This is a genomic window from Sphingomonas sp. BL-S-05, assembly GCF_055521695.1.
This window is the reverse complement of record NZ_CM145499.1, coordinates 1,102,083-1,127,793: the sequence shown is the minus strand read 5'-3', so window position 1 is coordinate 1,127,793 and position 25,711 is coordinate 1,102,083. Positions and strand designations below refer to the sequence as shown.

The window sequence follows — 25,711 nt, the reverse complement described above, 5'->3', positions numbered from 1 at the left end:
TTCACTTTTAAGACGGCTCCGCAAGACGGGCGTAAAAAAAGGGGCGGCCGAAGCCGCCCCTTTGCGAAACAGTGTTATGCGCGACTTAGAAGTCGGCGCGATACTGTTCGTTGCCGACGAAGCCGAGCTTCGTCACGTTCGCCCGCTTAACGATCGCCAGCACGCCGTCGACCACTTCGTACCGCGCCGTGGCGTCCGGCTGGAAGTGGAGTTCGGGCTGCGGGTTCATCGCCACGGTCTGGTCGAGATACTGAGTCAGCGTGACCTCGTCGACCGGTGTGCCGTTCCAGAAGGTCTGGCCCTGCGCGTTGATCGCGATCTTGTTCTTGACCGGGTCGACATTCTCGCGCGGCCGGTTGTCCGGCTGCGGCAAATCGACCTTCACCGCGTGGCTCTGGATCGGGATGGTGATGATGAACATGATCAGGAGCACGAGCAGCACGTCGATCAACGGCGTCGTGTTCATGTCCATCATCGGTTCGTCGTCTGCGCGACCGCCACCACTCATTGCCATGTCAGGCTACTCCTATTGACGCGCGCGCGGGGTGGTATTGGGGTCCGGTTCGGAAATGAACCCGACCTTGGTGAACCCGGCCGACTGCATCGTGTAGATTGTACCGCCGATGCAGCGATACGGCGTGTTCACGTCGCCGCGGATATGCACTTCGGGCAGTTCGAGGTTCGGGTTGCCGACGCCACCCTGACGGGCGACTTCGTCTTCCAGCTTCTTGACCGCGCGGGTCCGCAGCTCGTCCGCATTGACGCGGGTGAGACCCCAATAGACGGCGCACTGTCCGTCGAGGCCCTGCACCGAAAGCGACACGTTTTCGGGCTTGGTCGTCGTCGGTTCGAACACGACCTTCGGGACCTTGAGGCCGCTCACCTGCTGGACCACGACCGGAACCGCGATCAGGAAGATGATCAGCAGCACGAGCATGACGTCCACGAGCGGCGTGGTATTGATGTCCGAGAGGGGGGCTTCATCGCCGCCGCCGCCAACACTCATCGCCATGAGGCTATCCTATCCACTTATACTCAATCGAACCGCCGGGACCAGAAACGATCCCGGCGGTGTCAGCGTCGGATCAGACGCGCGGCGCGGTCGGCACGCCACCGGCCTGGCCGGCGGTGGTGCTGCCGGTCGCCGGCTTGGCGACAGGCGCCGGGCCGCGAGCGGCGACGGTCGGACGAACCGCACCGTTCGAGGCGAGATAGCCGAGCACGTCGTTCGAGAAGGCCGACAGGTCTTCCGCGATCGACTTGTTGCGGCGCTGCAGCCAGTTGTAGGCGAGCACGGCCGGAACCGCGACGACCAGACCGATGGCGGTCATGATGAGCGCTTCACCGACCGGACCGGCGACGTCGCCGATCGCGGCCTGACCGGCGGCGCCGATCTTCACGAGCGCGCGGTAGATGCCGACCACGGTACCGAACAGACCGACGAACGGCGAGGTAGCGCCGACGGTCGCGAGGAAGGCGAGGCCGCCGTTGAGCTTCGAGTTGATCGCCGCTTCCGAACGGGCCAGCGAACCGTGCAGCCAGTCATGCGCCTCGACCGGATCGGTCAGCTTGCCGTGCTGGTCCTGCGCAGCGAGGCCGTCGTCGACGATCTGGCGATAGGCCGAGTTCTTGTCGAGCTTGGCGGCGCCTTCGCGCAGCGAGTTCGACTGCCAGAAGGTGGCGCGGACGCGCTTCGCCTGGTTCATGATCTTCTGCTGTTCGAACAGCTTGGTGAAGAGGATGTAGAACGAACCGACCGACATGATGACCAGGATGCCCAGCGTGCCGAACGCAATCGCGCCGCCCTGCTGAAGCGCTTCCCAGAAGCCGAAGTTCGGAGCCCCGGCGGGCGCGCCGGCGGCAAGGATGGTGAGCATCGGATAGTTTCCTTAAAGCTGATTATGTTCTTGAAGAATTAGGCCCCGGACCGCCTCGCGACATTTCGCCGCGAGGCACCCGGTCTTACCGGTCGGCCGGCAACTGCCAGCGTACGCGACGCGACGAACTCGAACGGATCGGGTTACCCGCCTGATCGAGCGCCGGCGAGTAACGGGCGCGGCGTTGCAGGGCCGAGCACGCGGCCCGATCCAGCGCGGCCGAACCGCTCGACGACGTCACGCGGCAATTCTCGACGCGACCCTGGGCGTTGATGTCCCACGAGATCGCGGTCACACCTTCGTCACCGCTGTTCAGCGCCGACGCGGGATAGTCTTCCTGCGTAATCCACTGCGACGGGTCACCCTTCGCACCAGCAGCCTTGCTGATCACCGGAGCCGGCGGCGCGGGCGGCGCAACCGGTGCGGGCGGCGCAGGCGGACCAGCGGTCGGGATCGGCGCATAGGTCGGCGGCGGCGTCGTCACCGTCTGCATCACCACCGGCGGCGGTGCCTGCGTCTGGACGATCGGCGGCGGCGTCACGACCGGCGGCGGCGACTGCGGCTGCGGCTGATCGGGCGGCGGCGGGGGAGGAGGAATCTCCTCGGGCGGGGGTGGCGGTTCCTCGACGTCGAACGTCTCGGTATCCTCAGTCACCTTCTTCACATATTTATAGGCAAGGCCGGAGATGAACGCATACCCGATCACGACGTGGAGAATCCCCACGATGATCAGAGCGACGATCCGGCCACTACCTGCTTTTTGGTCAGCGTAAGCCATTCAGCAACCAAACTCCTCTAGCCCGGTACATTGGGTCGGTCCGTCCGGCGAAACCGGCACGCAACGACCGTCGTGTCCGGGGCTACGCGGCATTCCGGACGCGATTGTCTATCGCGGCCTTTTAAACGACGCAAACGCTTTGTCGGACGAAACAATCGTACAATCGTGCCATTACCGAAATAAGTCTGTAACCACGCATTTGCGGGCATTATGATCGGGTCGATGAAACGCTCCTTCCCCGTCGCGACCGCCATGTCGCTGTTTTTGATCGGGTGCGGCCCGGTCGTCGCGCGTCAGAACGGCACCGCCGATGTTATCGCTACCGAATCATCCGGCCCGCCCTATGCGCAGCTCGTCAGCTTGGCGCTCGACGGCGATATCGTGCTCGACGCCACGATTCGCTCCGCGGCGCGCATTCCGCCGGCCGAAGCAGTCGGCCTCGCGCCGGGGCATGTCCGCTTCTACGTCACCGCCGATGTCGGCGCATTGATCCGCGCGAACGGCCCGCTGCCGGCACGGGTCGGGTATCTGGTCGACGTGCCGTTCGATCCGCGCGGTCGCGCGCCGAAGCTCAAGCGGCAGCGGGTTATCGCCTTTGCCCGCGCCGTAGCCGGGCGTCCCGATCAGGTACAATTGCTTACGCCCGATGCACAATTTTCGTGGACGCCGACGCTCGACCAACGGGTCAGAGGGGTCGTGCGCGACGTGATCGCGCCGGATGCCCCGCCGGCGGTGATCGGGATCGGCAACGCCTTCCACGTACCGGGTACCTTGCCCGGCGAAGGCGAAACGCAGATCTTTCTGAAGACCGCGAACGGCAACCCAGTGTCGCTATTGATCCTGCGGCGGCCGGGCGAGGAGAAACGCTGGGCGTTGTCGCTGGGCGACATCATCGACGAAGCCGGCGGCGCACCGCAACGCGACACGCTGGCATGGTATCGCCTGGCGTGCGGCCTGCCGGACACGCTGCCCGACACCAGTCTCCAGTCGCAGGACGAAGGAAATGCGACGATCGCGCGCGAGGACTATGCCTTTGTGCGGCAGCAGCTCGGCCGGTGCGACGACGGCCGCGACCGCTGATCGATCAGCGGCCGAGATGGACGAAGTCGCGTTCGAACCGCACCAGCCCGGCCCCGCCATCGACGAATAGCAATTGCCCGGTCGAGGCGCTGGCGCCGGCAAGAAACAGCACCGCATCGGCGACCTGATCGGCGGTCGGGAGGCGTTCGAGCGGCATCATCGCCGCCAGCCGGTCCAGTTGTCCGGCATCATAGTCGTCGGTCGCGATGGTCAGGCCGGGCGCGACGCCATTGACGCGCACGGCCGGCGCCAGTGCCAGCGCGAGCGTCCGCGTCGCTTCGGCAAGTGCCTGTTTCGAGAGGGTATAGGCCAGCTGGTCGCGGTGCGGATGGGCGATCCGTTGATCGAGGATGTTGACGACCGCCGACCCGCCCTGCCCCGCCAACGCCGTGGCGAGCACGAACGGGGCAGCGGCATTGACCGCGAAATGCGCCGTCAGCGACGCGGCCGCGGGGTAGCTGTCGTCATCGGCGCGAAAGCAGGACGCGTTGTTGACCAGCAGATCGATCGGTCGACCGAATCGATCCGCAACCTGCGGGACAAGCGAAGCGACCGCCGCCGCATCGGCAAGATCGGCGGCGAAGGATTCATATCGCGCCGACCCGATCCCGGTGACGACCGAGGGATCAGGCTCGCTCGGACGGCTGGCGTGCAACGCGACGTCATAGCCGGCCCGTGCCAGCCGTACGGCGATATGGCCGCCCAGCCGGCGATGACTGCCGGTGACCAGCGCCAGCGGGCGGCTCACCGCCGGTGCCGGACCATGGTGACGCCGATCGATTCGCCGGCTTCGGCAATGGCCAGCTTCACGATGCGGATCTTGACCCGCTGCACGCGCGGATCGGACAGGAACAGCGTGTCGGCGATGTGATCGACCACGCCCTCGATAAGGGTAAAATGTACCCCCTGCGGCAACGCGTCGGTTGCGGCATGTTTCAGGTCCATATAGCTTTTTGATGCCGACAGCGGCGTGTCCGGCGCGAAGCGTTCGGGACAGTCGAGATCGACGGTCATCGAAATCCGCAACGGTTGCGGCAGGTGGGTCTCCTCCGAATAAATGCCGGTCAGGACATTCACCTCGATATCGTGGACTTCGAGTTGGAGCGAATCGCGCAAGCGGCACCTGTCATCTGCTGGGAATATTGGCGCGATAGCAGACGCCGGCGGCCACGAAAGCGGGCCGGTGACGAATCTTGCCCCTTGTGCCTGTCCGTCGTGGCGGTACAGGCGCGCATCCCGATTGGATTGGACCCCGCATTTGTCCGAATTGCGCCCGCTTGCCACCCTTGCTCCTGCCGACGTCGAAGCATTGCTCGACGCTGCGTTCGGGACCGATCGGCATCAGCGAACCGCCTATCGGGTGCGCGTCGGGCTGCAGCCGATCGGTTCGCTCAGCTTCGCCTGGGTAGAGGGCGATCGGCTGACGGGCTGTATCCAGTGCTGGCCGGTTCAGTTGAATGCCGATGACGGGCGCGCCGTACCGATGGTGATGGTCGGACCGGTCGCGGTCGCGCCCGATCGGCAGGGGGCCGGCATCGGACAGCGGCTGATGGCGGCATCGATCGCGGCGGCAGGCGACGATGCGCCGCTGATGCTGATCGGCGATCCCGAATATTATGGCCGCTTCGGCTTCGATGCGGCGCGGACCGGCGGCTGGCGGATGCCGGGCCCGTATGAGCAGCGGCGGTTGCTGGCGCGTGGCGTGGTGCCCGAATGCAGCGGGATGATGGGGCCGCGCGTCGCGTTGGCGGCCTGACCCCTTGTCGCGGGCGCGCGGTCCAAGCTAACGGACGGCCATGCCGATGCAGCCTCCCGCCGATTTCGCCTCGCTCTCGCTCGCCGAGGTCGCCCGCCTTGCCGCCGAAGCCAAATTGCCGCCGGTCGAACGCTGGAACCCGACCCATTGCGGCGACAGCGAGATGCGGATCGCGGCCGATGGCAGCTGGTATCATCAAGGCAGCGCGATCACGCGCGCCGAAATGGTGCGGTTGTTTTCGACGATCCTGCGGCGTGAGGACGACGGATCATACGTCCTGGTGACTCCGGTCGAGAAACTGTCGATCGTGGTCGACGACGCCCCGTTCGTCGCGGTCGAGGCGAAGCTGTCGGGTGAGGGCGAACAGGGGCGAATCGCGTTCCGGCTGAACACCGACGAACTGGTGGTGGCCGATGCGGATCATGTCATCCGTATCGAGGGAAGCGACGCAGCACCGCGCCCCTATCTGCGCGTGCGCGGCGGCATGGACGCGCTGATCGCGCGGCCGGTCTTTTATGAACTGGTCGAGCGGTTGACGACCGGACCGGACGGGCGGCGCGGGCTGTGGAGCGAGGGCGCGTTCTTCCCGTTCGAACCGGCATGACGCTGGCCGACCGGCTGCGCGCGCGGCTGGCGGACCCGGCCGAGGCACTGCTGACCGGCGACCTGAACGGCGCGGCGCCGATGCCGGCGAGCGGATGGCGGGCGGCGGCGGTGCTGATCGCGGTGACCGAGCGTGACGAACCCGGCATATTGCTGACCCAGCGGACCGGCGATCTACGCACCCATGCCGGGCAGGTGGCGTTTCCCGGCGGCAGCATCGATCCGGCGGACGGCGGCCCGGTGGCGGCGGCGCTGCGCGAGGCGGCGGAGGAGATCGCGTTGCCGACCTCGGCAGCGACGGTGGTGGCGACGCTCGACCGTTATCATACCGTGACCGGGTTCGAGGTCGTACCGGTGCTGGCGACGGTGCCGGCCGACCTGCCGCTGGTCCCGGCCCCGCTGGAGGTCGAGGCGATCTTCGAGGTGCCGTTGCGACTGTTGCTCGATGCCAACAATTTTTCGGTCGGCAGTCGCTGGCACGAGGGCACCGAGCGATTTTACTACGAACTGATCTTCGACGAGCGCCGCATCTGGGGTGCGACGGCGGCGATGATCCTCAATCTGGCGCGACGACTGACATGGCCCTGACCGACACGCTCCCCGATGCCGACTGGATGCAACGTCCGGGCCTCGACCGGCTGGCCGAAGCGCTGGGCGCGGGCGACGGCGCGGCGCGCTATGTCGGCGGGGCGGTGCGCGACACGTTGCTGGGACTGCCGGTGTCCGACATCGACGTCGCGACGATCCATCCGCCGCAGGAGGTCGTGCGCCGACTGGAGGCAGCGGGGATCAAGGCGGTGCCGACCGGCATCGCGCACGGCACGATCACCGCGGTCGCCGACGGCACCGTCGTCGAAGTGACGACGCTGCGCCACGACGTGACCACCGACGGACGCCACGCCGAGGTCGCCTTCACCGACGATTGGCAGGCCGATGCCGCGCGGCGCGACTTCACCATGAACGCCCTTTATGCCGATATGCAGGTCCACGCGCTGCACGATTATTTCGACGGCATCGCCGATCTGCGCGCCGGCCGGGTGCGGTTCATCGGCGATCCGTTGCAGCGTATCGCCGAGGATCATCTGCGCATCCTGCGCTTCTTTCGCTTCCTCGCACGGTTCGGCGATGCGCCCGATGCCGAAGGTCTGGCCGCATGTATCGACCGGGCCAACGACCTGATGGCGCTGTCGCGCGAACGAATCGCCGATGAACTGCTCAAACTGCTGGTCGCGCGCGATGCCGTCGCGGTGATGCGGTTGATGGTCGAGCATGGCATCTGGACCCCGGTCCTGCCGGAGATCGATGCCGCGGCGGTCGAGCGTCTCGCCGCGCTGGCCGCCAGCGAAGCGACCGCCGCCATCGCACCCGATCCGATCCGCCGGCTTGCGGCGCTGCTTCGCACCGGCAATGCCGAAGCGGTTACCGCGCGGCTGAAATTGTCGAATGCTCATCGCAAGCGCGTCGCGACCGCGTTGGGCGAGGACGCCGCACAGCCGCCACGGGCGCTGGGATATCGGCTGGGCGTGGAAAGTGCGATCGACCGGTTGCTGCTGTTGGGGGAGGTCGAGGCGGCGGCGGATCTGGTCGACTGGACCCGCCCTTCCCTGCCGCTGTCGGGCGGGGCGATGGTCGAACGCGGCCTTGCGCGCGGCCCCGATGTGGCAAAGGCGTTGCGGGCGGTAGAGGATCGCTGGATCGCGGAAGGGTTCCCGGACGCCGCGCGTACCGGCATCATCGCCGACGAGGTCGTCGGTCAGGCGTTGCGCGCGACCAGCATCGCATAGGCCGCATCGGCCTCGATCGGCTTCGAATAGAAATAGCCCTGACCGAAGGCGCAGCCGAGCGCGACGAGCGTCTGTTCGAGTTCCTGCGTCTCGATCCCTTCGGCGGTAGTCCGCATGCCGAGCGCCTGCGCCAAGCTCAGGATCGCGCGGACGATCGCGACCTTGTCGCGATCGGCGAGCATGCCCGAGACGAAACTGCGGTCGATCTTGAGCTTGTCGATCGGCAGCTTCTGCAGATAGGCGAGGTTCGAATAGCCGGTACCGAAATCGTCCATCGCGATCGTAGCGTGCATTTCCTTCAGCGCCAGCATCGTCTGCAACGTCCGGTCGGGGTCGACGATGAACGCGCTCTCGGTCAATTCGATGGTGAACCGGCTGCCGGGCATGTCGTGTCGCGCCAGCACATCGGCGAACATCGCGGCGATATCGTCACGCTGTAGCTGCACCGCGGACAGGTTCACCGCCATCTTGGCGCCGCACTGTCCGCCCCACTGGCGGTCCCACAGCGCCAGCGTCCGTGCGGCTTCGTCCATCGCCCAGCGGCCGAGCGGCACGATCAGGCCCGATTCCTCGGCCACGGGAATGAATTCGACCGGCGAGATGTCCTGTCCATCCGGCGTCCGCCACCGGGCCAGCGCCTCGAAGCTGTTGATGCGGCCGTTCGACAGGTCGTAGATCGGCTGGAACGCCAGCCGAAGCTGCCCCTCCTCCAACGCGCTGCGCAGGCGGGTTTCGATCGAAAACTGGCTGCGGACGATGTCGAACAGATGCGGGCGATAGATTTCGGTCTGGCCGGTACGCTTCGACCGCTTGAGCGCGAACTGCGCATGGCGGATGAGGTCTTCCGCCTCGTCCTCGGCATCCTCGCCCAGCGCGATGCCGATCGAACAGTCGACCCGGATACTGAAATCGGACAGCTGGAACGGTTGCACCAGCGCCTGTTGCAGCCGCCCGGCGACCAGCATCGCATCGTCCGGCCCCTCGCGCAGCATCAGCAACACCGCGAATTCATCGCCCCCGGTCCGCGCCAGCACGTCGCACCCGCGCAACACGCCCTTCAACCGGCGCGCGACCGAAATCAGCAGTTCGTCGCCCGACAGCGATCCCATACAGGCGTTGACGCGGCTGAACCGGTCGAGATTGATCGCCAGAACGGCATAGCGGGCGCGGTTTCCGCCCGATATCCGTTCGTCGACCAGATCGCCGAACCCCATGCGGTTGGCGAGACCGGTCAGCGAATCGGTGTTCATCTCGCGCCGCAGGCTCGCCTCGGTACGCTGTTCGGCGGTCTGGTCGAGCAGGGTGATCAGGCAGCGCGCCAGCGCGACAGCCTCGGGCCGGCGGGCCAGCGTGACGTCATAATAGCGGCTGTCGACCGAATCGCCGACCTGCAGCGACAGGCGGCAGCGCGTTTCGGTCGATTGCAGGAACGTCGCGATCTGTTCGCCGATGCCGCCGAGCAGTGCCGCCTGCCCCGCTCCGACGAAACCGGCGGCGCGAAACGCGACATTGCTGGCAATGAACACCAACCGTCCCTCGACCAGCTGCGCGATCGCGGTCGGCGCCGGGATCAGGTCGAGCGCCCCCGGATCGGGCCCGTCCGATGTGCCCGGCACATAGGCAGGTTCGACCCGGACGGCAGCGGGATCGTCCGGAAACGGATGCGCCTTGAACGCGGAAAGGAACTGCCGACCGAAAGCCATTTGCTTCGCTATAGGGCGAGAGTGGTTAAAAGCTTCTGAAGTCTGGCAAACGATTCCAAAGGATGATGCGCGAACGCACTGAACCAGCCCGGAATTGTCCGCCGTGCCGAACCGAGCGGTAGGTCAGAACCGGTTGTCGCGCGGAAAACCGTTGGGCGGCATCCGCCCGGCGGCACCGCGGGCCGCGCGCCAGGGCGCCAAGTCGCCTTCGGTGCGGATCCGCCCGGTCTCGCCGCCCATCGTCCAGCTAAGCCCATCGGCGAAACGCAACGTGCGGGCGTCCGACAGGCCACCATCGCGGAACCGCTGCAACTGGACCCCCTGCCCGCGCGCCATTTCCGCGAGTTCGGAAAGCGGGAACAGCACCAGCTTACGGTTGTCGCCGATCGCCGCGACATAATCGTCTTCGGCCGCGATCGGCCGTACGACCTTCAACTTCGCGCCCGGTCGGGGCGCCATCACCTGCTTGCCCTTGCGTGTTTCGGCGAGCACATCGGCGACCCTCACTGCGAAGCCGCGTCCATCGGTCGCTGCCAGCAGCAGCCGGTCGGACGTCGCCGCGCGCAGCAGCGCGACAATCCGGGCATCGCCGTCGAGGTCGATCATCGCCCGCACCGGCTCACCGAAGCCGCGCCCGCCGGGCAGCTTGTCGGCGCCCAGCGTGTAGAAACGCCCGCCATCGGTGGTCAGCAGCAGCTTGTCGGTGGTGTGCGCGTGGAAGGCGAAGGCCGGACCGTCGCCCTCCTTGAACCGCGCGGTATCGGCGGAGGCAAGGTCGACATGGCCCTTGAGCGCCCGCACCCAGCCGCGTTGCGACAGGATGACGGTCAGCGGCTCGCGCTCGATCATCGCCTCTGCCGGAATTTCGCGCGCCGGGGCGGCTTCCTCGATCGCGGTACGGCGCCGGCCAAGCGCCGTCTCGCTGCCATAACGGTCGCGCATCTTTGACAGGTCGCGCTTCATCCGCGTGCGCTGCCGTGCTTCGCTCGACAGCAGCAGCGTCAGTTCGGCCTGCTCCTTTTCCAGCTTGGCACGCTCGCCGCGGATTTCCATCTCCTCCAGCTTGCGCAACGATCGCAGCCGCATGTTCAGGATCGCTTCGGCCTGCCGGTCGGTCAGGCCGAACTCTGCCATCAGCACGGGCTTCGGTTCATCCTCGGTACGGATGATCGCGATCACCCGGTCGAGGTTCAGATAGGCGGCGAGATAGCCGTCGAGCAGTTCGATCCGGTCGGCGATCTTGGCGAGCCGATGTTCGCTGCGGCGACGCAGCACCACGAACTGATGGTCGACCCATGCCTTCAACGCCTCGCGCAGCGACATCACGCGCGGGGTGCGGTCCTTGTCGAGCACGTTGAGGTTGAGCGGCACGCGCGATTCGAGGTCGGTCAGCCGGAACAGCCCGTCCATCAGCACCTGCGGATCGACGGTACGGCTGCGCGGTTCGAGGACGATGCGGATCTCGGCATCCGATTCGTCGCGAACATCGGTCAGGATCGGCAGCTTCTTGTCGTTAATGAGCGCGGCGATCTGTTCGATCAACTTGCCCTTCTGCACGCCGTACGGAATTTCAGTCACGACGATCTGCCAGCCGCCGCCCTTCTCCCGCTCGATCAGGTGACGGGCACGGACCCGGAAGCCGCCCCGACCCGTGGCATAGGCCTCGCGGATCGCGGCGGGCGGATCGGCGACGATACCGCCGGTCGGAAAGTCGGGACCGCGGACATGGGCAAGCACGGCCGCATCGTCCGCTTCGGGCTGGTCGACCAGGATGATCGCCGCCTCGAACAGCCCGGCGGCGTTGTGCGGCGGCACGCTGGTCGCCATGCCGACCGCGATGCCGCTGGCGCCATTGGCCAGCAGGTTGGGGAACATGCCGGGGAACAGCTCCGGCTCCTGCTCCTCGCCATTATAAGTAGGGCGGAAATCGATCGCATCTTCGTCGAGGCCAGCCATCAGGTCGATCGCGACCTGGGTCAGCCGCGCCTCGGTATAGCGATAGGCGGCGGCGTTATCGCCATCGATATTGCCGAAATTGCCCTGCCCGTCGACCAGCGGATAACGCAGCGCGAAATCCTGCGCGAGGCGGACCATCGCGTCATAGACCGACTGATCGCCATGCGGATGGTATTTGCCGATCACGTCGCCGACGACGCGCGCGCACTTCTTATACCCCGATGCCGGGTCGAGCTTGAGCAACCGCATCGCCCAGAGCAGCCGGCGATGCACCGGTTTCAGCCCGTCGCGCACATCGGGCAGCGACCGGGCGGTGATCGTCGACAGCGCATAGACGAGATAGCGCTCGGACAAAGCGCTGTCGAACGGTGCGTCGAAGACGCCGATCGGCGTCGAAGGATCGGTCAGTTCACTTGCCATCGCGACCGCGATAGCAGGGGAACCGCGCTCCTGCGAGGGGCGAAATGGAACGAACCGGGATCAGGCGGCTGCGCGTCCCAGCTTCGCCCCATCCTGTCCCGGCTCGCCATCGGCCAAAGCGACGACATCGGCGACGATCGACTGCCATTCGGCGTCATCCATCTCCATCAGGCCGAACAGGCGCATCAGGAACGCCCCTTCCATCGCAAGGAATGCCAGCCGGAGGCGACGGCCGCGTTCGCCGGTCACGTCGATCAGGTCGACACGATCGCGATACCATTTGCGAACCAGCGTCATATGCTGCGGCGAATTGAGCAGCGTCACCAACAGACTGGGCGCGCCACGCCGCGAGCGGTCGGCATAGTCGGCGGCATAATCGATATGCTTGCGCACGGCACACGGGCCGGTGGGATCGCTGGCGCCCAGTTCGGCGATACGCTCCGCATATTCCTCCTGCCAGCGTTCGAACATCGCGGCGATCAGCGATTCCTTGCTGCGGAAACTATATTGCACGCCGCCATTGGTGATGCCCATCTGCTCGGCGACGGCAGCGATGGTCAGGCCGGCCGGCCCCTTGTCCAGCGTCACCGCCTCGGCGGCATCCAATAGCTTGTCACGCTCGATGGTACGAGTTCTACCCACGGTAACGCCCCTTTGCGGCCGGCAGATGCCCGCCATTCTCTTCCCCATTGGCTCCTTAGACCAAATTAATTCGGATGCGCGACTTTTATTATACGATTCTCTCCGTTCCGTACGTTTGCGACATCCAAAGGCTGGAGAACCCGTAATGAACGAACCCGTCTCCGTGTGGACCCCGCTTAGCTGGTCAGACCTGACGGCCAGACCGCGTGCTCAGCCCGATACGATGTTTCGCTATGGCACAGATCAATTGCAGGTGGTGGATCTGTGGCTTCCGGCCGGCGATCCGGTCGGGCGCTGGCCGACGGTGCTGATGGTGCATGGTGGCTGCTGGCAAAGCTCGATCGCCGATCGACGACTGATGGACTGGATCGCTGCGGACCTGCGCGATGCCGGCATTGCGGTATGGAACATCGACTATCGCGGCGTCGACCGCGACGGCGGCGGCTATCCGGGAACGTTTCGCGACGCGGCTGCGGCGGCCGACCTCTTGCGCGACCATGCCGACACCTGCCGGCTGAATGTCGAACGGATCGTCGCGGTCGGGCATTCGGCAGGCGGGCATCTGGCGCTCTGGCTGGCGGCACGCCGCCGCCTTCCGTCGCAAAGCCCCCTCGCGGCCGGCGACCCGTTGCCGATCGCGCATGTCGTCAGCCTCGGCGGCCTGCCCGATCTCGCCGCGGTCGAAGCCAGTCCCGACAATGGTTGCGGGACCGACGTCATCGCGCAACTGGTCGGCGGCGACCGGCCGAACCGCTTCGCCGACACATCGGTCGTCGAATTGCTGCCGGTCGGGGTGCCGATCGACCTGATCGACGGCGCGCAGGACCGCATCGTTCCGGCACGAATGGCCCCCGCCTTCGCGGCAGCAGCCCAAGCGGCCGGCGATCAGGTCCGGCAGCATCGCATCAATGATGCCGGTCATGTCGAATTGATCGCACCGGGAACGCCAGCATGGGCCGCCGCCAAAGCCGCGATCCAGGACGCGTTATCGACCGCTCGACCCATCGAATAGTGCAAGATTGCTCCTGCCTTATTTCTGCCTTATTGTGGCCGCAAATAAGGCAGGAGTTGTCGATGACCCGTTCACGTTCGACCTTCATCATCATGGCCGCCGTCTCCGCTACGCTTGCCGGTTGCGGTCGGTCCGATACCGCCAGCGAAACGGGATCGACCGAGCAGGATGTTCCGCCGGGCGTCGAAGTGACCGCCGCGCCGGGCGTCGCCTTCCGGTACGACTATGCGTTTCGCCTGCCGGCGCAGCGGATCGCGGCGGCACAGGAACGCCATGCCGAGGCGTGCGAGCGGCTGGGTCCGGACCGGTGCCGGATTACCGGGATGCGTTATCTCCGCTCGCCGAAGAACAACGTCACCGCCGATCTCCAGTTCAGCATCGTCCCCGCCCTCGCGCGCAGCTTCGGCCGGGATGCGATAGCCGTAATTGAGCGGAGCGAAGGCGGCGTGCAAAGCGTCAACGTCAGCGGCGAGAACGTCGGCGCAACCATCGACGCTGCCAGAACCGCGCGCAGCGCCGCCGTTGCCAAACGCGCCATCGTCGAGAAGCGGATCGCCGACGGCAACCGTTCGACCGCAGCCGAGCTCGAACGGCAGCGTGCCGATCTGGCGCGGACAATCCGGGACGTCGATGCGCAGGCGGCCGGGCAACGCGCGCTCCTGAATGCCACGCCGGTCGCGTTCCATTACGAGTCGGGCAACGCCGCACCGGGCTTTGAAACGCCATCGCCGCTGACCCAGGCCGGCGAACTACTCGGCTGGTCGGCCGGCGTGACGTTCAGCACGCTGCTCAACCTGCTTGGACTGCTGCTGCCGCCGATATCGTTGGCGGCGATTGTAGCCGGACTGTTCCTTGCCGGACGGCGGTTCGTGCGACGGCGTGCGCCCGCCGCCTGATTGCGCGGCCGGTCCCCTTCCGCTATGCGGCGGCTTTATCCACCGGTCGCCGGAACATCGGCGGCCGGGTAGTTTCGTCGAAGGGAATCGCATGGCTCGCCGCCGCCAGATCTACGAAGGCAAGGCAAAGATCCTGTACGAGGGTCCGGAACCGGGTACGCTGATCCAGTATTTCAAGGACGACGCCACCGCCTTCAACGCCCAGAAAAAGGGTACGATCAACGGCAAGGGCGTGCTGAACAACCGGATTTCCGAGCATGTCTTCACGCTGCTCGGCAATATCGGCGTGCCGACCCACTTCATCCGCCGGCTGAACATGCGCGAGCAGCTGATCCGGCAGGTCGAGATCGTGCCCATCGAGGTGGTGGTGCGCAACGTCGCCGCCGGTTCGATCAGCAAGCGGCTGGGTATCGAAGAGGGCCAGCAGCTTCCCCGCACCATCATCGAATATTATTACAAGGACGATGCGCTCGGCGATCCGATGGTATCGGACGAACATATCCTTTGCTTCGGCTGGGCGGCGCAGGACGAACTGCACGAGATGGCCGACATGGCGATCCGCGTGAACGACTTCCTGTCCGGCATGTTCGCGGCGATCAACATCCGACTGGTCGACTTCAAGCTCGAATTCGGGCGCATCTGGGACAATGATTTCAGCCGGATCATCCTGGCCGACGAAATCAGCCCCGATGGTTGCCGCCTGTGGGACATGACCACCAACGAGAAGCTCGACAAGGATCGCTTCCGCCGCGATCTGGGCGGCGAGGTCGAGGCCTATCAGGAAGTCGCGCGGCGGCTGGGCCTGTTGCCGGAGGGTGCGGATTCGGCGGTGCTCGATCTGGAAACCCATCGCAAGAAGCGTGAGAAATAAGGCGAAATAGCCCCGACAACCAACACGTACCCCCGCGCAGGCGGGGGTCCAGAGCGGCAAACGATACGGCATCGCCTTTGACCCTGGACCCCCGCCTGCGCGGGGGTACGCATGAAGGCACGATTACCCTCGCGCGAACAGTGCCGGATCGAGTGCCATCACCGCATCGGCGCCACCCTCGATCTTGCGCCGCAGGGCGCCGGTATCCGGAATGATCCGCTCGGCATAGAAGCGCGCGGTCACCCGCTTGCCCTCGACGAATTTCGGATCGCCCTCGCCCGAGGCCGACAGCGCCTCGGCAGCGGTCAGCATCCGCAGCCACATCAGGCCAGTGGCGACGATTCCCATGATGTGCATGTACGAATGCGCGCCCGCGCCGACATGGTTCGGGTTCTGCATGCCATTGCCCATGAACCACATCGTCGCCGCCTGAAGATCCTTCAGGCCCCGCTCCAGCCGCTCGGCGAAGTCGCGCGTCGCGTCCGCACCCTTTGCAGTCGCAATCTCCTCACCGACGATGCGGAAGAAATGCTGAATCGCCCGGCCACCATTCTGCGCCAGCTTGCGCCCGACCAGATCCATCGCCTGCACGCCATTGGTGCCTTCGTAGATCATCGCGATCCGGGCATCGCGCACATATTGCTCCATGCCCCATTCGGCGATGTAGCCATGCCCGCCATAGACCTGCTGCGCATTGGTCGCGACGTCATAACCCTTGTCGGTGCCATAGCCCTTGATGACCGGGGTCAGCAGCGACACCAGATCGTCGGCCAGTTCGCGCGTCGCCGCATCCTCACTCATATGGGCGAGATCGACCTGCAACGCCCCCCACAGGCACAATGCGCGCAACCCTTCGGTCAGCGCCTTGCCCTCCATCAGCATCCGGCGGACGTCGGGATGGACGAACAGCGTGTCGGCCTTTTCGTCCGGTTGCGCCGGGCCGGTCAGCGCCCGCCCCTGCCGCCGGTCGCCGGCATAGATCACCGCGTTCTGGTAGGCGGTCTCGGCAACCCCCAACCCCTGCAACCCGACGCCGAGGCGCGCCGCGTTCATCATGATGAACATCGCGGCGAGCCCCTTCATCTCCTCGCCGACCAGCCAGCCCTTCGCGCCGTCATAGTTCATGACGCAGGTCGAATTGGCATGGATGCCCATTTTGTGCTCGATCGATCCGCAGGTGACCGGATTGCGTTCGCCCAACGAACCGTCGTCATTCACCAGGAACTTGGGCACGACGAACAGCGAAATGCCCTTCGAGCTTTCCGGCGCACCAGGCGTCTTGGCAAGGACGAGGTGGATGATGTTCTCGGTCAGGTCATGCTCGCCCGACGAGATGAAGATCTTGGTACCGGTAATCGCCCATGACCCGTCGTCGTTCGGCACGGCGCGCGTCTTGATGAGGCCGAGGTCGGTGCCGCATTGCGGTTCGGTCAGGTTCATGGTGCCGCCCCATTCGCCCGACACCATTTTAGGCACATACATCGCCTGCTGCTCGGGGCTGCCCTTCACCAGCAGCGCGGCGATCGCGCCGTGCGTCAGCCCCGGATACATCGCAAACGCCATGTTGGCGGAAATCAGATATTCCTCGAACGCGGTCGCCACGACATGCGGCATCGCCTGCCCGCCGAACTGCTCGGGTGCCGACAACGTCCCCCAGCCCGATTCGACGAACTGGCGATAGGCGTCCTTGAACCCGTCCGGCGTCGTCACGCTGCCATCGGCGTGACGCGTACAACCCTGCTGGTCTCCCGAAGCGTTCAGCGGGAACAGCACCTCCGCGACGAACCGGCCGCCCTCTTCCAGCACCGCCTCGACCGTGTCGGGCGTGGCATTGGCGAAGCCAGGCAGCGCGGCATGGTCGCCGATCTTGAGGACGTGGTCGAGAATGAAGCGGGTATCGCGGACCGGCGGCGTATAGCTGGGCATCGGGTCAATCCTTCTCCGGGGATGCGCCCTCTGACGGGGCGGTCTGGTTCGGCAGCGCTTCGATGGTGATCACGAAGTCGCTGAGTTCGGCGATGGCGGCATCGATGTCGCGCCGCTGATTTTCAAGCAACGCGATCCGGTCGCGGCACTTCTGGACCGTCACCTGCCGCTGGACGACACGGCCATCGCCGATATCGTACAGGTCGATCATCTCGCGAATGTCGGCGAGGCTGAACCCGACCCGCTTGCCGCGCAGGATCCACGCCAGCCGCGCCCGGTCGCGCTGCGAATAGATGCGCGACAGGCCGCGTCGTTCGGGCGCGATCAGCCCCTCATCCTCGTAGAAGCGCAGCGCGCGGGCGGTCACGCCGAACTCGCCGCACAGGTCGGTGATCGAGAAGCGATCGGCTTCCCCGGACGACTCGGACGATGAAGCGGTTGCAGCGATCATGTCCACGATACTAGTTTACGTTGACGTGAACGTCAACTATCGTCGGCAGGGGGCGATGCCGGCGGACAGTCGGCCCGCTTCGCCGGCTTGCGTTTGACCGCCGTCGTCGCGAACTCGGCGGCGTCCAGCACGCCGTCGCGCCCCTTGTCGGCGGTCGCGAACTTCGTCGTGGTCTTGGCCGCCCATTCGTCGAAGCTCAGCCGCCCGTCGCCATTGGTGTCGAGCTTCGCATAGGCCTTGCGCCGCGACGCCAGATATTCATCGCGAGTGATGCGGCCGTCGCGGTCCTTGTCATAGCGATCGAAGCGCTTTTGCTCGCGCGTCCGCGCCGTTGCGGCGGGCGGTTCGGGAACTTCCGGGTCGGCGGTCTGGCCGATGGCAGGCGGCGCAGGCGGTGGCGGCAGCTTCTCGGTGGCAGCGTCCCCCCGGAACAGGAACAGTCCCACCGCGACCAGCGCCAATGCCGACCCAACCCCGGCCAGGAACCGCCACATCGCTACCCCCCAAGCTGCCCGTGGCCTGTATCGGACAGCCCCTATCGGCCGGCAAGCCCGAACCAGGCCAGCCGCGCCGCGCGCTTCGGGCCGCCGGGCGCGACCTGTGCCAGATCGAGCCGGGCGGACAGTGCCAGCAGGCCCAGCGGCCGGGCGACGCCGTGCAAGCCCATCACCAGCGCTTCCCGGGCGAGCGTACCCGCCGTCTCGGCAACACGCGTGTCGTCGAGATGCCGCATCAGATCGACCAGCGCCCATCCCTGCCCCAGCGTCGCCGCCCGTCCGGCATCCCCGCCGAGGATCGCTGCCGCCTGGCGGAACAACTGCCCGCCCCGCTCCGCCCCGAACCGGTCCAGCGCGTCGCGATCGAGCGTTTCCTCCTCGATCAGCACTTCCCACCCCTCGACCACCTTCGCCAGCGCGGTGCCGGTCACACCGCGCGGCAACACGGTGTCGGCAAGCATGGCCAGGACCGGCATCGCCGGCGGCGGCGCATGGTCGAGGTTCGCCAGCTGCTCGCGCCACCATGCCAGCCGGATCTGTCCGATCGCAGGCTGGGTCGTGGTACGCACGACATCGGCCAGCGCAGCGTCGAGCGCGAGCAGCGCCGACAGCGCCGCCCGCCGCCCATCGTCGGGGGCGTAGGCGAGAGCGAGACTGCGTTCGGGATCGGTCTCCATGGTCACCGTCCCAAGCCGTGTCTTAACCGCCCGTCAACCCCAACCTGCGATGCAAATCAGGGAATTGCGGTTTCGCGGTGTGAGCAGGACGGGCGGGCACAGAATGAACGGGCGACGGCATGATCGGTGTCCAGATGGCCTTCTGACGCGACTGGCGCGGGATCGCCGTGGCAGCACCCTGGCCATGATGGCGATCGCGCTCATTCCCATCACCGCGCTCGGCGGGTCCGCCGTCGACGTCGCCCGGGTCTACATGGTCAAGAACCGGCTGCAACAGGCGTGCGACGCAGGCGTCCTGGCCGGCCGCAAGTTCATGGACGACACCCAGGGCACGACGCTGGACGAAAAGGCGACGAAGCAAGCCAACGCGTTCTTCCTCAGCAACGTCGCCAATGGCTGGCTCGGCATCACCGATGCGAAGTTCACTCCGCGCCGCACGGGCGACAGCCGCGTCGCCGGCGATGCGCAGGTCGTCGTCCCGATGACGATCATGAAGATGTTCGGCGCGCCGGACGTGACGCTGGCGGTCGCATGCGAAGCGCGTCTCGATATCGCCGATACCGACGTCATGTTCGTCCTCGACACCACCGGATCGATGGCATGCCTGCCGAGCGACAGCCAGTCGGATTGTTCGAAGTACAAGGCCGAGCAGATCAGCTACGATCGCCCAGGCAGTTCGACGGCCGATACGACGCCAGGCTATGCCGGCAGCACAGGCTATGCGCTGAAGGAGAAGAAAGGTTCGCGGATCGCGGCATTGCGGACCGCGGTCGTCGATTTCTACGATACGATGGAGTCGGTGAAGCAACCGAACACGCGCATTCGTTATGGCTTCGTGCCGTACGCCACGGGCGTGAATGCCGGCGCCGCGATCCGTGCAATGTCCGCCAGCTACCTCGTCGGCAGCAACGGCCACGATGACACCGCAAGCTATCAGACCAGACATATCATCGACGAATATGAATATGACTCGCACAGCGATCCGGTCAAAGCGTCACGGGAAAGTTGCGAAGCCTTTGAGCCTGTTCGGGACCCGAAAACCCGTCTGACCTTCGATTCGAACGGCAACGCCACGCTTACGAAGCGCGAATGGAACAGCGATAACGGACGTTGCGACCAAATCCGGTCGTCGCTGGGCCCGATATGGGCATATGAGCCCTATTCGATCGATGTCAGCGACTATATGTCCGCCGCTTCGGCCCGCAATCCGACGCGGGTCAAACCGACCGATAACGCATGGCTCGGCTGTGTCGAGGAAACCGACCGAAGCACCACCGGTTCGCGGCAGTTCGACGCCAACCGACTGCCCCCCAATCTCGATCCGACGCTGAAACCGTCGGGGCAGGACCGGTGGCAGCCGCTATGGCCGGAAGTCGCCTATTATCGCTACTACAACAACAGAAGCTACCGCGGCACGTTGTACGGTTATGGCGAACCCAGTGCGCAATATTGGGTGGGTTCCGAACCCAATCTCAAAGCCGGCTACGCAAGCTGTGGCAAGCCCGTGCAGCGTTTGTCGGCGCTGTCCCGGGATCAGATAAGAACCTATATCAACGCCGCCGATTTTGCGCCCTCGGGGGGCACCGAACACGATACCGGCATGCTGTGGGCGCTGCGGTTACTGTCGCGCGACGGGATATTCGCCAGCGACAATGGCGGACAAGGCACTCGCCCGGCTGCGAAGCAGGTCGTCGTCTTCCTCACCGACGGCGACATGAGTCCCTATGACACAACCTATGGCCTGTACGGCATGGAATTCTGGGACCGCCGCATCGCGGATGGCGACAGCGATTTGAAGTCCTACCACAATGCCCGTTTCCTCGCTTTGTGCGACAAGGCGCGGGCGATGGGGATCGACGTTTGGACGGTCGCCCTCGGGATGAGCAGCACTACCGAACTGAAAAGCTGCGCCTCTTCGTCGGATCAGGCGCTGGCGACCACATCGGGCAGCGGGTTGTCCGACGCGTTCAAGAAGATCGCGCAGGCCGTGGCCATGCTGCGGATTTCACGATGATCGCGCGCGCGCCTCGCCGCCTGTATCGTGATCGCCGCGGCGTCAGCGTGATCGAATTCGCGCTGCTGGCGCCGGTCCTCATGATGCTGCTCATGGGGCTCGGCGACCTGCTCTACCAACCCTATGTCCAGGCCATCCTCGACGGCGCCGTGCAGAAGGCCGGACGCGATTCGACGCTGGAGGAAAACGCATCGGACCAGCAGGCGATCGACGATCAGGTAAAGGCTGCGGTCGGCAGCCTCGCACAGAACGCGACCTTCACGTCGACGCGCGAAAGCTATTCGGCCTTCGCGTTGATCAAGCCCGAACCGATCCAGGACGGCAATGGCAATGGCAGGCTCGATTCGGGCGATTGCTTCGACGATATCAATGGCAATGGCGTCTACGACACCAATCCGGCCCGTAGCGGCCAGGGTGGGGCCGACGACGTAACCCGTTATACGATGCGTGTCGTCTATACCCGCCCGTTCCCGGTCGCGGAACTGTTCGGCTTCTCCCCAACGCTGACGATCGAGTCCTCCACATTGCTGAAGAATCAGCCCTATGCTCGCCAGACGGTACGTTCGATACCGCGCGTGTGCCTGCCATGACCGTACCATCCCGGACGGTACCTCGGTTGCTTGCTCGTTCCGTGCTTCGCGACCGGCGTGGCGTCGCCATGCTGGAATTCGCGCTTGGCCTGCCCGTGCTTCTGGGCATCGGCCTCTATGCCACGGAGACGGCCAACCTCGCGCTGACCACCATGCGCATCAATCAGATCGCGCAGAACCTTGCCGACAACGCATCGCGCGTCGGCGACATGAACAACGACAGCATCAAGCAGTTGCGCGAGATCGATATCAACGACGTGCTGACCGCCACCCGGCTACAGGGCGACCGGATCGAGCTGACGACGCGCGGTCGGATCACCATTTCCAGCCTCGAACAGGCTTCGGGCGGCGAGCAATATCTGCACTGGCAACGCTGCATCGGCCTGATGAGCGGACCCGACTATGATTCCAGCTACGATCGCACCCACGGCACCATGGACCGGGACGACGGCATCGGCACCGGTTCGCAGAATGCGGGAGTGAAGATGCCGAACGGCATGGGCGACCAGGATCCCAAGGTCCAGTCGCCGACCGGGTCGGGCGTCATGTATATCGAAGTGAACTACGAATATCGCCCGATCGTCGGTACCGCGTGGCTACCCGGCGGATCGGCACGCATTCATGCGACGGCGGCGTTCGTCGTGCGCGATCGGCGCAATTTCGACCAGATCTACAATCCGAACCCCGCCGCGCCGCGTTATTACTGCGATGCGTATAGCGCGACGTGACGGGGTCGATCAGGATCAGTTCTTGTAGGTGACTTTCTTCACCGCTGCGACAACCTTGTCGCTGGTGATAAGCGCCAGCTTTTCGAGGTTCGCGGCATAGGGCAGCGGCACGTCCTCGTTGGTGACGCGCAGCACCGGCGCGTCGAGGTCGTCGAAACCCTGTTCCATGACCACGGCGGCAATTTCCGACGCGATCGAGCAGGTCGGCCAACCTTCCTCGACCACGACCAACCGGTTGGTCTTCTTCAGCGACTTCAGCACCGTCTTGGTATCGAGCGGGCGCAGCGTGCGCAGGTCGATCACTTCGGCATCGATGCCCTCGCCCGCCAGCTTCTCGGCGGCTTCGAGCGCGAGGCCGACGCCGATCGAATAGCTGACGATCGTCACGTCCTTGCCCGGCTTCATGATCCGCGCCTTGCCGATCGGCAGGACGAAATCGTCGAGCTTGGGCACGTCGAACGAACGGCCGTACATCAGTTCGTTTTCGAGGAACACGACCGGATCGGTCGACCGGATCGCCGCCTTCAGCAACCCCTTCGCATCCGCCGCATCATAGGGCGCGATCACGATCAGGCCGGGAACGCTGGCATACCACGGGCCGTAATTCTGCGAGTGCTGCGCACCGACGCGGCTCGCCGCACCATTGGGCCCGCGGAACACGATCGGACAGCGCATCTGGCCGCCCGACATGTAATTGGTCTTGGCCGCCGAATTGATGATGTGGTCGATCGCCTGCATGGCGAAGTTGAACGTCATGAACTCGATGACCGGACGCAACCCACCCATCGCCGCACCGGTACCGATGCCGGCAAAGCCATATTCGGTGATCGGGGTGTCGATGACGCGACGGTCGCCGAATTCGGCGAGCAGGCCCTGGGTGACCTTGTACGCGCCCTGATATTCGGCGACTTCCTCGCCCATCACGAACACGCGGTCGTCGGCGCGCATCTCCTCGGCCATCGCGTCGCGCAGCGCGTCGCGGACCGTGGTCTTGACCATCTCGGTGCCGGCCGGGATCTCGGGATCGGCTTCGCCTTCCTGATCGGCGGCGTCGAACAGCTGGCGCGCGCCGGTTTCGGCATGCTGCTGCGACGTACCTTCGGGGGTCGGCGGCGCCTTGTTGTCGTTCTTTTCGTCGGCCTTGGGCGTCGCGACGGCGGCATCGCCGGCGCGCGCCTCGGTCGGCTGTGCCGACTTGGCGGCGTCGACGTCTTCGCCTTCGCCCGCCAGGACCGCGATGACCGCGCCGACCTTCACATTGTCGGTGCCCTCGGCGACGAGGATCTGGGCGATCGTGCCTTCATCGACGGCTTCGAATTCCATCGTCGCCTTGTCGGTCTCGATCTCGGCCATGATGTCGCCCGACTTGACCGTGTCGCCTTCCTTGACGAGCCACTTGGCCAGCGTGCCTTCTTCCATCGTGGGCGACAGCGCCGGCATCTTCAGTTCGATCGGCATCTCAGTAGGTCTCCACCAGCACGTCGGTGTACAGTTCTTCCGGGTTCGGTTCGGGCGCGCTTTCTGCGAAGTCGGCGGCTTCGTTGACGACCTTGCGGATGTCCTGCTCGATGGTCTTCAGCTCGGCCTCGGTGACGCCGGCGGCTTCCAGCTCGCGCTTCAGCCCCTCGATCGGGTCGGACTTGTCGCGGACCGCCTGCACTTCGTCGCGGCTGCGATACTTGGCCGGATCGGACATCGAATGACCGCGATAGCGATAGGTCTTCATCTCGAGGATGATCGGCCCCTTGCCCGCGCGCACCCACGCCAGCGCCTCCTCGGCGGCCCCGCGGCACGCCAGCACGTCCATGCCATCGACCTGGATGCCCGGAATGCGGAAGCTTTCACCGCGCTTGTACAGCTGGTCCTCGGCCGAAGCGCGATTGACGCTGGTGCCCATGGCATATTGGTTGTTCTCGATCACGAAGATGATCGGGAGCTTCCACAGCTCGGCCATGTTGAACGATTCGTACACCTGGCCCTGGTTCGCGGCGCCGTCGCCGAAATAGGCCATGCAGACGCCGCCGTCGTTGCTGTACTTGTGCCCGAATGCGAGACCCGCGCCCAGCGACACCTGCGCCCCGACGATGCCGTGACCGCCATAGAATTTATGCTCGGTCGAGAACATGTGCATCGATCCGCCCTTGCCGCGGCTGATGCCGGCTTCGCGCCCGGTCAATTCGGCCATGATGACCTTGGGATCGATGCCGTACGCAAGCATATGGCCATGGTCGCGATAGCCGGTGATGACCGAATCCTTGCCGGATTCGAGCGCCGACTGCAGGCCCACGGCAACGGCTTCCTGACCGATATACAGATGGCAGAAACCACCGATCAGGCCGAGGCCGTACAATTGGCCCGCTTTCTCCTCGAAACGACGGATCAGCAGCATCTCCTTGTAGAAGGAGAGCAATTCCTCTTTCGACGCCTCGTACCGCTTTGGCTCGCCCGGCCGTTCGCGATTGGGAATGACGGGTTCGCTGGTGCGGCCTTGCGCCGGTGCTTTTGCCACGGTTCGGATGCCTCGTTCCTGAAAGGATGGGTAGGAAGCGCCGCCTATGGCGCGAATTATCCCCTCGCGCAACCGAGCCAGCCCGATCCGGTCCGGATTCAGTCGTCGATGCGGATTCCACAGCGGCTGCGCGCCGCCGCCTCGCCACCGATCGGCACGATGAACTCATCCGGGTGGGCGACGTTCAGCTTCCGCCGGACCAGTTCGTCGACCATGTCGGGATCGGCATGGCGCGGATCGAGCAGCTCGACCCGGTTGCGCAGATCGGCGCGCACCTTCTCCAGACAGGCATATTGCGCCTTCCGCACCGCCAGCTTGCGTTGATAATCGCGATAGGCGAGCACCCCGTTCGGCCCCAGTACCGCGTGATAGGCGAAGAACCCGATGACGAGGATCACCAGCGCCGGCCAACCGGCACGTCTCAGCATCTGACGAAGGGGCGAAGAACGCGACATGGCGCGTATGTCGTTTATACCCCGCCCCCACGCAACCCACCTGCCGCCCCAAGGAGCCGATATGCACCTGCTGCACGACCCCGCGACACTCGCCGACCCGATCGATTTCGACGCCTTTCTGCGGGTCGACATCCGCGTCGGGACCATCGTCGCCGCCGAACCCTATCCCGAGGCGCGCAAGCCCGCGATCAAGCTGGTCATCGATTTCGGCCCCGTGCTCGGCCGCAAGCGGTCGAGCGCGCAGATTACCGAGCATTATGACTGCGACGAATTGATCGGGCGACAGGTCGCGGCGGTGGTCAACTTCCCGCCCCGGCAGATCGGCAAGTTCGTGTCCGAGGTCCTGACGCTCGGCTTTCCCGACGACGCCGGCGCGGTGGTCCTGTTCGCCCCGGATCGGCGGGTGCCGGATGGCGGGCGGCTGTTCTAGAGCCGATCTACCCCTCGGTCATTTTCGCGAGCCGTGTCGGGCGCGCGCGCACGTCA

At 65.4% G+C, this 25,711-nt stretch carries 28 protein-coding genes; 12 read left to right on the top strand and 16 right to left on the bottom strand.

Going from position 1 to position 25,711, the window contains the following annotated elements:
- Positions 1-85: 85 nt before the first annotated feature.
- The 4 genes from ACZ1JS_RS05075 to ACZ1JS_RS05060 form a co-directional block, all read right to left on the bottom strand.
- A complete protein-coding gene (locus ACZ1JS_RS05075; protein WP_242115616.1) occupies positions 86-514 on the bottom strand; it encodes an ExbD/TolR family protein in 429 nt (142 codons plus the stop codon).
- A gap of 12 nt (positions 515-526) precedes the next feature.
- Positions 527-1,012 carry an ExbD/TolR family protein gene (locus tag ACZ1JS_RS05070; protein ID WP_242115617.1) on the bottom strand — a complete coding sequence of 162 codons (486 nt, stop codon included), beginning with the start codon at positions 1,010-1,012 and terminating at the stop codon, positions 527-529.
- A gap of 73 nt (positions 1,013-1,085) precedes the next feature.
- The gene (locus tag ACZ1JS_RS05065) at positions 1,086-1,877 is read right to left on the bottom strand and encodes a MotA/TolQ/ExbB proton channel family protein (protein ID WP_345876007.1); all 792 of its coding nucleotides are present in this window, start codon (positions 1,875-1,877) and stop codon (positions 1,086-1,088) included.
- Positions 1,878-1,962: 85 nt separating this feature from the next.
- Positions 1,963-2,655, bottom strand: a complete 693-nt coding sequence (locus ACZ1JS_RS05060) for an energy transducer TonB (RefSeq protein WP_465167988.1) — start codon at positions 2,653-2,655, stop codon at positions 1,963-1,965.
- Positions 2,656-2,877: 222 nt separating this feature from the next.
- Here ACZ1JS_RS05060 and ACZ1JS_RS05055 point away from each other — a divergent pair, with 222 nt between their 5' ends.
- The gene (locus ACZ1JS_RS05055) at positions 2,878-3,735 is read left to right on the top strand and encodes a hypothetical protein (protein WP_465167987.1); all 858 of its coding nucleotides are present in this window, start codon (positions 2,878-2,880) and stop codon (positions 3,733-3,735) included.
- A 4-nt stretch (positions 3,736-3,739) separates the two neighbouring features.
- Here the strand turns inward: ACZ1JS_RS05055 and ACZ1JS_RS05050 are convergent, their stop codons facing one another.
- Together ACZ1JS_RS05050 and ACZ1JS_RS05045 are read right to left on the bottom strand one after the other, a co-directional pair.
- On the bottom strand, positions 3,740-4,483 hold the full coding sequence (locus tag ACZ1JS_RS05050; RefSeq protein ID WP_465167986.1) for an SDR family oxidoreductase: 744 nt from the start codon (positions 4,481-4,483) through the stop codon (positions 3,740-3,742).
- The gene (locus ACZ1JS_RS05045) at positions 4,480-4,851 is read right to left on the bottom strand and encodes a dihydroneopterin aldolase (protein ID WP_465167985.1); all 372 of its coding nucleotides are present in this window, start codon (positions 4,849-4,851) and stop codon (positions 4,480-4,482) included. Before ACZ1JS_RS05045 ends, ACZ1JS_RS05050 begins: the two co-directional genes overlap by 4 nt.
- A 142-nt stretch (positions 4,852-4,993) precedes the next feature.
- Between ACZ1JS_RS05045 and ACZ1JS_RS05040 the strand changes: the two genes are divergently transcribed.
- The 4 genes from ACZ1JS_RS05040 to ACZ1JS_RS05025 are packed head-to-tail and all read left to right on the top strand — an operon-like array spanning position 4,994 to position 7,878.
- Complete coding sequence (locus tag ACZ1JS_RS05040) at positions 4,994-5,491, top strand: GNAT family N-acetyltransferase (RefSeq protein WP_465167984.1); 498 nt, start codon at positions 4,994-4,996, stop codon at positions 5,489-5,491.
- Positions 5,492-5,531: 40 nt separating this feature from the next.
- Entirely contained in the window at positions 5,532-6,095 is a 564-nt protein-coding gene (locus ACZ1JS_RS05035; protein ID WP_465167983.1) for a DUF1285 domain-containing protein, read from the top strand.
- Positions 6,092-6,682: a CoA pyrophosphatase gene (locus ACZ1JS_RS05030; RefSeq protein WP_465167982.1), complete on the top strand. Its 591-nt coding sequence runs from the start codon at positions 6,092-6,094 to the stop codon at positions 6,680-6,682. The genes ACZ1JS_RS05035 and ACZ1JS_RS05030 overlap by 4 nt, the downstream gene beginning before the upstream one ends.
- On the top strand, positions 6,673-7,878 hold the full coding sequence (locus ACZ1JS_RS05025; protein WP_465167981.1) for a CCA tRNA nucleotidyltransferase: 1,206 nt from the start codon (positions 6,673-6,675) through the stop codon (positions 7,876-7,878). Before ACZ1JS_RS05030 ends, ACZ1JS_RS05025 begins: the two co-directional genes overlap by 10 nt.
- Here the strand turns inward: ACZ1JS_RS05025 and ACZ1JS_RS05020 are convergent.
- The 3 genes from ACZ1JS_RS05020 to ACZ1JS_RS05010 all read right to left on the bottom strand — a co-directional run bounded on the left by ACZ1JS_RS05020 (position 7,848) and on the right by ACZ1JS_RS05010 (position 12,599).
- Positions 7,848-9,581 carry a putative bifunctional diguanylate cyclase/phosphodiesterase gene (locus ACZ1JS_RS05020; RefSeq protein ID WP_465167980.1) on the bottom strand — a complete coding sequence of 578 codons (1,734 nt, stop codon included), beginning with the start codon at positions 9,579-9,581 and terminating at the stop codon, positions 7,848-7,850. The genes ACZ1JS_RS05025 and ACZ1JS_RS05020 overlap by 31 nt on opposite strands.
- A gap of 123 nt (positions 9,582-9,704) precedes the next feature.
- Positions 9,705-11,957, bottom strand: a complete 2,253-nt coding sequence (gene parC, locus ACZ1JS_RS05015) for a DNA topoisomerase IV subunit A (protein ID WP_465167979.1) — start codon at positions 11,955-11,957, stop codon at positions 9,705-9,707.
- Between the two features lie 60 nt (positions 11,958-12,017).
- Positions 12,018-12,599, bottom strand: coding sequence for a TetR/AcrR family transcriptional regulator (locus ACZ1JS_RS05010; protein WP_465167978.1), 582 nt, complete (start codon positions 12,597-12,599; stop codon positions 12,018-12,020).
- A gap of 145 nt (positions 12,600-12,744) precedes the next feature.
- Between ACZ1JS_RS05010 and ACZ1JS_RS05005 the strand changes: the two genes are divergently transcribed.
- The 3 genes from ACZ1JS_RS05005 (at position 12,745) to purC (ending at position 15,378) form a co-directional block, all read left to right on the top strand.
- Positions 12,745-13,611 carry an alpha/beta hydrolase gene (locus ACZ1JS_RS05005; RefSeq protein WP_465167977.1) on the top strand — a complete coding sequence of 289 codons (867 nt, stop codon included), beginning with the start codon at positions 12,745-12,747 and terminating at the stop codon, positions 13,609-13,611.
- A gap of 62 nt (positions 13,612-13,673) precedes the next feature.
- Positions 13,674-14,507 (top strand): hypothetical protein, encoded by an 834-nt coding sequence (locus tag ACZ1JS_RS05000; protein WP_465167976.1) that lies wholly within the window; start codon positions 13,674-13,676, stop codon positions 14,505-14,507.
- Positions 14,508-14,598: 91 nt separating this feature from the next.
- A complete protein-coding gene (gene purC, locus ACZ1JS_RS04995; protein WP_055755990.1) occupies positions 14,599-15,378 on the top strand; it encodes a phosphoribosylaminoimidazolesuccinocarboxamide synthase in 780 nt (259 codons plus the stop codon).
- A 123-nt stretch (positions 15,379-15,501) separates the two neighbouring features.
- Here purC and ACZ1JS_RS04990 read toward each other — a convergent pair whose 3' ends face one another.
- The 4 genes from ACZ1JS_RS04990 to ACZ1JS_RS04975 are packed head-to-tail and all read right to left on the bottom strand — an operon-like array spanning position 15,502 to position 18,929.
- Complete coding sequence (locus tag ACZ1JS_RS04990) at positions 15,502-17,304, bottom strand: acyl-CoA dehydrogenase C-terminal domain-containing protein (RefSeq protein WP_465167975.1); 1,803 nt, start codon at positions 17,302-17,304, stop codon at positions 15,502-15,504.
- Between the two features lie 4 nt (positions 17,305-17,308).
- Positions 17,309-17,755 carry a MerR family transcriptional regulator gene (locus tag ACZ1JS_RS04985; RefSeq protein WP_465167974.1) on the bottom strand — a complete coding sequence of 149 codons (447 nt, stop codon included), beginning with the start codon at positions 17,753-17,755 and terminating at the stop codon, positions 17,309-17,311.
- 32 nt (positions 17,756-17,787) lie between these two features.
- Positions 17,788-18,249 carry an EF-hand domain-containing protein gene (locus ACZ1JS_RS04980; protein ID WP_465167973.1) on the bottom strand — a complete coding sequence of 154 codons (462 nt, stop codon included), beginning with the start codon at positions 18,247-18,249 and terminating at the stop codon, positions 17,788-17,790.
- A gap of 41 nt (positions 18,250-18,290) precedes the next feature.
- Positions 18,291-18,929 (bottom strand): squalene/phytoene synthase family protein, encoded by a 639-nt coding sequence (locus tag ACZ1JS_RS04975; protein ID WP_465167972.1) that lies wholly within the window; start codon positions 18,927-18,929, stop codon positions 18,291-18,293.
- Here ACZ1JS_RS04975 and ACZ1JS_RS04970 point away from each other — a divergent pair.
- The 3 genes from ACZ1JS_RS04970 to ACZ1JS_RS04960 all read left to right on the top strand — a co-directional run bounded on the left by ACZ1JS_RS04970 (position 18,928) and on the right by ACZ1JS_RS04960 (position 22,261).
- Positions 18,928-20,943 carry a pilus assembly protein TadG-related protein gene (locus tag ACZ1JS_RS04970; protein WP_465167971.1) on the top strand — a complete coding sequence of 672 codons (2,016 nt, stop codon included), beginning with the start codon at positions 18,928-18,930 and terminating at the stop codon, positions 20,941-20,943. The two genes, ACZ1JS_RS04975 and ACZ1JS_RS04970, sit on opposite strands and share 2 nt — an antisense overlap.
- Positions 20,940-21,533, top strand: coding sequence for a TadE/TadG family type IV pilus assembly protein (locus ACZ1JS_RS04965; protein WP_465167970.1), 594 nt, complete (start codon positions 20,940-20,942; stop codon positions 21,531-21,533). The genes ACZ1JS_RS04970 and ACZ1JS_RS04965 overlap by 4 nt, the downstream gene beginning before the upstream one ends.
- A 68-nt stretch (positions 21,534-21,601) precedes the next feature.
- Positions 21,602-22,261, top strand: a complete 660-nt coding sequence (locus tag ACZ1JS_RS04960) for a TadE/TadG family type IV pilus assembly protein (RefSeq protein WP_465167969.1) — start codon at positions 21,602-21,604, stop codon at positions 22,259-22,261.
- A 15-nt stretch (positions 22,262-22,276) separates the two neighbouring features.
- Here ACZ1JS_RS04960 and ACZ1JS_RS04955 read toward each other — a convergent pair whose 3' ends face one another.
- From ACZ1JS_RS04955 to ACZ1JS_RS04945, 3 genes are all read right to left on the bottom strand, one after another.
- Positions 22,277-23,719: a pyruvate dehydrogenase complex E1 component subunit beta gene (locus tag ACZ1JS_RS04955; RefSeq protein ID WP_465167968.1), complete on the bottom strand. Its 1,443-nt coding sequence runs from the start codon at positions 23,717-23,719 to the stop codon at positions 22,277-22,279.
- A gap of 1 nt (position 23,720) precedes the next feature.
- Positions 23,721-24,770: a pyruvate dehydrogenase (acetyl-transferring) E1 component subunit alpha gene (gene pdhA, locus ACZ1JS_RS04950; protein ID WP_465167967.1), complete on the bottom strand. Its 1,050-nt coding sequence runs from the start codon at positions 24,768-24,770 to the stop codon at positions 23,721-23,723.
- A gap of 98 nt (positions 24,771-24,868) precedes the next feature.
- The gene (locus tag ACZ1JS_RS04945) at positions 24,869-25,225 is read right to left on the bottom strand and encodes an FtsB family cell division protein (protein ID WP_465167966.1); all 357 of its coding nucleotides are present in this window, start codon (positions 25,223-25,225) and stop codon (positions 24,869-24,871) included.
- Positions 25,226-25,286: 61 nt separating this feature from the next.
- Between ACZ1JS_RS04945 and ACZ1JS_RS04940 the strand changes: the two genes are divergently transcribed.
- On the top strand, positions 25,287-25,655 hold the full coding sequence (locus ACZ1JS_RS04940) for a tRNA-binding protein (protein ID WP_465167965.1): 369 nt from the start codon (positions 25,287-25,289) through the stop codon (positions 25,653-25,655).
- The last annotated feature ends 56 nt before the right edge of the window (positions 25,656-25,711 follow it).

Excerpts from the sequence above, each read along its gene's own strand:
- ACZ1JS_RS05075 (WP_242115616.1), bottom strand. The coding sequence starts at position 514 with ATGGCAATGAGTGGTGGCGGTCGCGCAGACGACGAACCGATGATGGAC.
- ACZ1JS_RS05070 (WP_242115617.1), bottom strand. The coding sequence starts at position 1,012 with ATGGCGATGAGTGTTGGCGGCGGCGGCGATGAAGCCCCCCTCTCGGAC.
- ACZ1JS_RS05065 (WP_345876007.1), bottom strand. The coding sequence starts at position 1,877 with ATGCTCACCATCCTTGCCGCCGGCGCGCCCGCCGGGGCTCCGAACTTC.
- ACZ1JS_RS05060 (WP_465167988.1), bottom strand. The coding sequence starts at position 2,655 with ATGGCTTACGCTGACCAAAAAGCAGGTAGTGGCCGGATCGTCGCTCTG.
- ACZ1JS_RS05055 (WP_465167987.1), top strand. The coding sequence starts at position 2,878 with ATGAAACGCTCCTTCCCCGTCGCGACCGCCATGTCGCTGTTTTTGATC.
- ACZ1JS_RS05035 (WP_465167983.1), top strand. The coding sequence starts at position 5,532 with ATGCCGATGCAGCCTCCCGCCGATTTCGCCTCGCTCTCGCTCGCCGAG.
- ACZ1JS_RS05030 (WP_465167982.1), top strand. The coding sequence starts at position 6,092 with ATGACGCTGGCCGACCGGCTGCGCGCGCGGCTGGCGGACCCGGCCGAG.
- ACZ1JS_RS05025 (WP_465167981.1), top strand. The coding sequence starts at position 6,673 with ATGGCCCTGACCGACACGCTCCCCGATGCCGACTGGATGCAACGTCCG.
- ACZ1JS_RS05020 (WP_465167980.1), bottom strand. The coding sequence starts at position 9,581 with ATGGCTTTCGGTCGGCAGTTCCTTTCCGCGTTCAAGGCGCATCCGTTT.
- parC (WP_465167979.1), bottom strand. The coding sequence starts at position 11,957 with ATGGCAAGTGAACTGACCGATCCTTCGACGCCGATCGGCGTCTTCGAC.
- ACZ1JS_RS05005 (WP_465167977.1), top strand. The coding sequence starts at position 12,745 with ATGAACGAACCCGTCTCCGTGTGGACCCCGCTTAGCTGGTCAGACCTG.
- ACZ1JS_RS05000 (WP_465167976.1), top strand. The coding sequence starts at position 13,674 with ATGACCCGTTCACGTTCGACCTTCATCATCATGGCCGCCGTCTCCGCT.
- purC (WP_055755990.1), top strand. The coding sequence starts at position 14,599 with ATGGCTCGCCGCCGCCAGATCTACGAAGGCAAGGCAAAGATCCTGTAC.
- ACZ1JS_RS04990 (WP_465167975.1), bottom strand. The coding sequence starts at position 17,304 with ATGCCCAGCTATACGCCGCCGGTCCGCGATACCCGCTTCATTCTCGAC.
- ACZ1JS_RS04985 (WP_465167974.1), bottom strand. The coding sequence starts at position 17,755 with ATGATCGCTGCAACCGCTTCATCGTCCGAGTCGTCCGGGGAAGCCGAT.
- ACZ1JS_RS04980 (WP_465167973.1), bottom strand. The coding sequence starts at position 18,249 with ATGTGGCGGTTCCTGGCCGGGGTTGGGTCGGCATTGGCGCTGGTCGCG.
- ACZ1JS_RS04970 (WP_465167971.1), top strand. The coding sequence starts at position 18,928 with ATGGTCACCGTCCCAAGCCGTGTCTTAACCGCCCGTCAACCCCAACCT.
- ACZ1JS_RS04975 (WP_465167972.1), bottom strand. The coding sequence starts at position 18,929 with ATGGAGACCGATCCCGAACGCAGTCTCGCTCTCGCCTACGCCCCCGAC.
- ACZ1JS_RS04965 (WP_465167970.1), top strand. The coding sequence starts at position 20,940 with ATGATCGCGCGCGCGCCTCGCCGCCTGTATCGTGATCGCCGCGGCGTC.
- ACZ1JS_RS04960 (WP_465167969.1), top strand. The coding sequence starts at position 21,602 with ATGCTGGAATTCGCGCTTGGCCTGCCCGTGCTTCTGGGCATCGGCCTC.
- ACZ1JS_RS04955 (WP_465167968.1), bottom strand. The coding sequence starts at position 23,719 with ATGCCGATCGAACTGAAGATGCCGGCGCTGTCGCCCACGATGGAAGAA.
- ACZ1JS_RS04945 (WP_465167966.1), bottom strand. The coding sequence starts at position 25,225 with ATGTCGCGTTCTTCGCCCCTTCGTCAGATGCTGAGACGTGCCGGTTGG.
- ACZ1JS_RS04940 (WP_465167965.1), top strand. The coding sequence starts at position 25,287 with ATGCACCTGCTGCACGACCCCGCGACACTCGCCGACCCGATCGATTTC.